The organism is uncultured Gimesia sp. (genome assembly GCF_937910335.1).
Classification (GTDB): domain Bacteria; phylum Planctomycetota; class Planctomycetia; order Planctomycetales; family Planctomycetaceae; genus Gimesia.
In genome coordinates, this window is record NZ_CALEMX010000434.1 from 1 (window position 1) to 6,232 (window position 6,232).

At 49.4% G+C, this 6,232-nt stretch carries 5 protein-coding genes; all 5 read left to right on the forward strand.

Annotated features, from left to right (window positions below):
* Positions 1-302 (forward strand): glycine cleavage system protein H (locus tag Q0668_RS17150; RefSeq protein WP_298866836.1); only part of this gene is annotated, 302 nt, incomplete at its 5' end.
* Between the two features lie 44 nt (positions 303-346).
* Positions 347-1,471, forward strand: coding sequence for a ferredoxin family protein (locus Q0668_RS17155; protein ID WP_298866838.1), 1,125 nt, complete (start codon positions 347-349; stop codon positions 1,469-1,471).
* Positions 1,472-1,516: 45 nt separating this feature from the next.
* Positions 1,517-3,379: a prenyltransferase/squalene oxidase repeat-containing protein gene (locus tag Q0668_RS17160; protein ID WP_298866840.1), complete on the forward strand. Its 1,863-nt coding sequence runs from the start codon at positions 1,517-1,519 to the stop codon at positions 3,377-3,379.
* Positions 3,380-3,463: 84 nt separating this feature from the next.
* The gene (locus Q0668_RS17165) at positions 3,464-5,314 is read left to right on the forward strand and encodes a polyprenyl synthetase family protein (RefSeq protein ID WP_298866843.1); all 1,851 of its coding nucleotides are present in this window, start codon (positions 3,464-3,466) and stop codon (positions 5,312-5,314) included.
* Between the two features lie 484 nt (positions 5,315-5,798).
* Positions 5,799-6,116, forward strand: coding sequence for an FKBP-type peptidyl-prolyl cis-trans isomerase (locus tag Q0668_RS25935; protein ID WP_366918933.1), 318 nt, complete (start codon positions 5,799-5,801; stop codon positions 6,114-6,116).
* Positions 6,117-6,232: the final 116 nt, after the last annotated feature.

Below are 6,232 nucleotides of genomic sequence, written 5' to 3' on the forward strand. Positions count from 1 at the left end.
TCTATTTTCTGGATTGGGCCATTGATCCATTTACCGATGTTCACGAAAAACAAAAAATTGGTGAGATTGAGAGTTCCAAAGCATTGTCCGACTTGTATGCCCCTTCGGCGGGCCGCATTCTGGAATTCAATGAAGAACTGTTAAACGATCCTTCCGCCATCAATCAGGCGGATAATTACGAAAAAGGCTGGTTATTTGAGATGGAGTCAAACGAGCAGTGGTTGACCCCGACTGAGTACCTGCAAATATTAGATGATGGCTGGGAGCAAACCCAACGTTTGATTAAAGGACAACTCAACTAGAAAACGAACCCTCGTTTCAGTTTTGTGATATAAAGGTTTTCGGAATGGCGGATAAAAAATTAACAGTGGTAATCTCTCAGGCGCAGGGAAAAAATCCCGCCAAGCGCGAGCTGGAAGAATCACTGGCAGCCGCATTGCTGATGGAATCCGATTTGGAAGTTTCGCTGGTGCCTCACCTTTACGATCTTTCCTCCGATCATACCGGAACCATGTTTCTCCAGGCCATCCCCGGCGATATGGTTGTCCTCTCCTGGTTATATCCCAGAGCCAGTCACTGGGTACTCGATCGACAGGGAGTCCGCGGCCATGAAGGGCTGGTACTCTTAAAAGAAGAGATCAATGAAGAGGAACAGGAAGATCCCGAAGCCGAAGAAAATAAATCGACCCCCTATGAAAATCCGGAACGTCAGCAGACGATTCCCGATCGAAAAATTTATAACATCGATTTACGCGTCAGCTCCAATCCCGATGACTATCTGAAAGAAATTAAACGGCTCTCGCAAGATGCCCAGGTGCAAACGTTTCAGTTGGGTAATCTGATTCAGCAAACACCCAAACCGGCACAGCTCGAAAAGTATCTGAAGCCGCTGGACATCATTAACGCCCAAAATAATAACGCCCAAAATAATAACGCCCAGAATAATAACACCCAGAATAATAACACCCAGAATAATAACACCCAGAACAATAACGGCAGCGCCAATAACGCGGCTGACCAGTTAGAACCCACCAAGCGTCGCTGGTACCCCGTCATCGATTACGGTTTGTGTACGAATTGCATGGAGTGCATCGATTTTTGTCTGTTCGGCGTCTATGGCGTTGATCAGGGCGGACAGGTTCTAGTCGAAGAACAGGATAGCTGTAAAAAAGGTTGCCCCGCCTGTAGTCGTGTCTGTCCCGAAAATGCCATCATCTTCCCCGGACATAAAACACCGGGCATTGCGGGCGCCGATGGTGAAGTGGCCGGCTTGAAAATTGATCTCTCCAAACTCTTTGGTGCCCCCAATGCACTCGAAATGGCAGCCAGAGAACGTGATGTCGAACTCGTCGCCGAAGGACGAGATGCCGTCGGACTGTCCGTCGGTGTGCCCAAACGCCTGAAAGTATCTCAATCAACCAGCGATGAGTTAGACGATCTCATTGACAGCCTGGATTCCATGGAATTGTAAGTCTCCCCTTATGCAATTAAGAACTCTGGCAAATAAGATAGCGGAATGAGTGAAACAGTCTCCTACCAGAGAGTTCAGCAAGGCTACCAGCGGGCGCGCGCAGAATTGCTTTCTGCACGCACTGCAGCGGGGCACTGGGAGGGAGAACTTTCCACGTCGGCACTCTCGACTGCAACAGCCGTCATGGCACTGGAAATGATTCGCCGCCACCGGCCGCAAGACGACCACACGCTCGATACCACTATCGCACAAGGCATACACTGGTTAGCCACCCATCAAAATCAAGATGGCGGCTGGGGAGATACCGTCAAAAGTATCAGCAATATCTCCACCAGCATGCTCTGCCATGCGGTCTTTCATGCGACGAAGAATACAGAGAAATTTGCAGCCGTCGTCGTGAATGCCAAACAGTATATCGATCGCATTGGAGGCGTCGAAGCAGTCATTGCCCGCTACGGAAAAGACAAAACGTTTTCCGTTCCCATCCTCACACATTGCGCACTCGCAGGCTTAGTCGATTGGAAAACCATTCCCGCGCTCCCGTTTGAATTATCATGCCTGCCCGCTCAGTTCTACAAAACAGTAAGACTCCCGGTTGTCAGCTATGCATTGCCCGCCTTGATCGCCATCGGTCAGGTCAGACATCATTTCTGTAAACCCAAAAATCCGATTTCACGCCTCATTCGAAATCTCTCGATTCAGAAAAGTCTACGGAAACTGATCTCCATTCAACCCAGCAATGGCGGATTCCTCGAAGCAGCTCCCTTAACCAGTTTTGTAACCATGAGTCTCGCAGGCATGGGCTTAGTCGATCATCCCGTGGTGCAGAAGGGACTCCAGTTTTTGCTCGATTCCGTCAAACCCGACGGCAGTTGGCCCATCGATACGAATCTCGCCACTTGGACGACCACGCTCTCAGTGAATGCGATTGAGGGCACACTTTCCGAATTCGAAAAAGCACCCATTCGTCAATGGTTACTGAATCAGCAATACAAAGAATTGCATCCCTATACCTCTGCCGAACCAGGAGGCTGGGCCTGGACCGATCTACCCGGAGGCGTGCCCGACGCCGACGATACACCCGGGGCGATTCTCGCGCTCTTGAATTTGAAATCTGAAGAGGCCCAGGATCAACTCTCCCCCGAATTAAGAACCGCCATTTACAACGGCGTGAAATGGTTACTGGATCTCCAGAACAGTAATGGCGGATGGCCCACATTTTGCAAAGGCTGGGGCACACTTCCCTTTGACCAGAGTGCCGCCGACATTTCCGCGCACGCCATTCGTGCCCTGCAAGCCTGGCTCAATACAGAAGCGGCCGATGATGAAACTTCACTCCGAAAACGCGCGACACGCGCACTCGAACGTTCGTTCAAATATTTGGCCTCCGTGCAGAACGCCGATGGTTCCTGGTTACCCCTCTGGTTCGGAAATCAATATATCGACAACGATGAAAATCCCGTCTACGGCACGACTCGCGTTTTAGCCGCTTATGCAATCGATGAAAAAAGAAATTCAACACAGGCCACCCAGGCAGTCGAGTTTTTGAAAACAGTCCAGAACTCAGACGGCGGCTGGGGCGGCGCGAAAGGAGCACCTTCCAGCGTCGAAGAGACCGCGCTAGCTGTAGATGTTTTGTTGTTGATCGGCCTCGATCCAGAGAGCCCCGCAATCGTAAACGGGCTGAACTGGTTACTCGAACAGATCGAGAGCGGCACATTTACCGAATCTACACCGATTGGCTTCTACTTTGCCAAATTATGGTATTTCGAACAACTTTATCCAATTGTCTTTTGTGTTTCCGCTATGCATCGCGCGGAAATGGTTTTAAAAAAATCGATGGATGCCAATTTAAGATTGTCGCTTGAAGAGGAAGATTACCGTATAATATGCGTCGAGGAAAAATAGATCCCCCCGACAACCCCAAATAAATTTTGTTTCCACAACTGAAATCATCGCTCAATTGAGCTACTTACTATAGAGGAGTGTTTCGTGTCCATTGCGCCTTTAGACCAGGAAAGTTCTGGTAACAGCCCTGCCTCCGGCAAGACTCAAGAGCACTCTTCTGCAGAGAATAAAACCGAGAAAAAACCGGTCAAACGGAAACGCCAGAGTACCAGCCATCTCAAAGCGGTTCCCGATACCCTCGCACTGCGCGAAGAGATGAAAGCGGCAGCAGAAAAGTATGTCGAGCAGCTCGATTTTTCCAACCCCTTTACAAAAACCACATTGGAAAAATGGTCGCGCGAATTGCTCGATCAAATGCATCAGCCCGAAAAGTTTCTAGGCTTCATGATGGTCTTAATCGGAAACTTTTTCTGGAAGCGACAATTCCTGGCAATTCCCTTCGAACGACGTCTGCTGTTATTGCCCCACTGTTTGAAACACGCCGAAGGTTGTCCCGCAGAATACGATGAGTTTGGCTTGGACTGCGAAAAATGCGGCGCCTGCTCCATCGCCGATTACAAAGTCAAAGCCGAACAACTGGGATATAAGGTGCTCGTGGCCGAAGGTTCGCCCGTGGTTCTCAAAATTATTATCGGCGGTTATGTCGATGGGATTTTAGGAGTCGCCTGTCTGAACGTGCTTGAGAAATCGATCGACAAAGTGTTGATCGCAGGCGTACCCTCTTACGCGATTCCATTACACTCCGGCGACTGTAAAAATACAAAAATGGATGAGCCCTGGATCTGGGAAGTCCTGGAAGAATACCGACCGCTGGAAGAACCACTCACACGCAGTTATCTGCCCACCATGCGCGCCGCCAATTCACTCTTTGAAGAGAACTTCGATCAGATCCTGCCACCACTTCGCACAAAAACAGAAGCCGCCGCAAAGACGCCGCTCGGCAAAACAGAAACCATCGCCTACGACTGGCTCAAACATGGCGGCAAACGATTTCGACCCTTCATTACACTCGCCGCCTACGATGCCTTGACCAAGGATCAATCAGCGACAACTGAAGAAAAAGAAACCGGGCAAGCTTACCCGCTAGGCGTACAAAAAGCGGCAATGGCCATCGAAGTCTTTCACAAGGCGTCCTTGATCCATGATGACATCGAAGACGATGACCAATACCGTTACGGCCGCGAGACATTACACCGCCAGCACGGCACCGGCATGGCCATCAATCTCGGTGACTACCTCATCGGCATCGGCTATCGACTCTTAAACGAAGCACGCGCCGACATCGGTGCCGAAGCAGCCGCCGATCTGGTCGAAAAAATGGCAGCCGCCCATATCAAACTCTGTGAAGGGCAGGGTGCCGAAATGGCCTGGCAGGAAAGCCAGTCGTTTGAACTCGCTCCCCTCGACGCCTTACAAATTTACGCCCTCAAAACATCACCCGCATTCGAAGCCGCCTTGTATGCGGGAATTCGCATGACCGGTTCCGTCGGCAAGTACGAAGAGTTAATCTCTTCGTTCTCCCGACATATCGGCGTCGGTTTCCAAATTTTAAACGATCTCAAAGACTGGAACGGCGACGACAATAACAAACTCATCACCGGGCAGGACGCACTCGCCATGCGACCAACTTTACTGTTGGCCCTCGCACTGCAAACAGCCGACGACCAGCAGAAAGCAGACCTGAAAGACATCCTGCAAGGCAATCCCTCCGACGGCATGCGAATCGGCCGCTTAAGAAAAATCTATCAGCATTGCGAAGTCTTCACAAAAGCAGAAACTCTGGTAGATAAATCCCGCGCCCGCGCAGAAGCCCTGGCAGAAAGCGTCGAGAACGAAGACTTCAAACAACTCCTGAAATTCTTCTGCGAATCCGTTCTGGCCGAAGAACTCCCAGAAGAAAAACCAGAACCCAACGTCCTCATGCCCCTCGTCTAATCATCGACCCAAATCGATTCGATCTCACTCAATCTGATCCGCTCGGTACTAGGTAGTGTTTCTTATTTCCAAAAGTTCTCTGCAACTTGGGAGGAACCGCGGCTAATGCCTTGCGGCTAATTTTGTTTTTGATCATTAGCCGAATGGCGTTAGCCACGGTTAATACCGATCTCGTTAAACGTGACTTTCCTGAGAATGATCCTCAAAACGATTAAATAAACACCGGGTGCCACTGTCGGCTTGTTGTCCGACAGTGCTATTAGATTCGTGTTCCTGATTTTATCCGATCTCAACCCATTCAAGCGGCACAGCACGAGCCACCATTTTAATTGTTCGTGCCTTTCGTGGCAGTAAAAAAACAAGGGCTATTGAGGAGCAATATTTTGACAGAATACATTGGGGCTCACGGTCTCATGTACTTTTTATGTTTGTTGCGAGGTTTTCCGTGCCAACAATTAAGAACGTAAAATTCAAAATATTGCGCATGGGGAAAACAGAATCAGCGGTAAATGAGCAGGATTCTTGCCGGGCCTCGATGATTATCAGATTAAACAATGGAAAGCTGATTAGAGAAATCTCGGACTGTGAAGTCTCGTATCATGATAGAAACATCATCGCTGGAATTCGGTATGGAATGCTTGGCATGCGATGTGGTGAAATTCGAGAGTTAACGATTCCACCTCACCTTGCCTATGGAAAACACGGCGTACCCGATCAGGTCCCGCCAGATTCCGTACTGAAAATCAAGATTAAAGTGAATCAAATCATAGACCACCAACCAACCCAAGCGGCACAGCACTAGTCACTGTTTTTGATTTCGTGTCTTTCGTGCCTTTCGTGGTAGTAAAAAAGAGAGCCAAGGCGAGAATCAATTTCGCAGGTAAAATGGTTGTTTCAGATTGTCGAATTGAAATCATG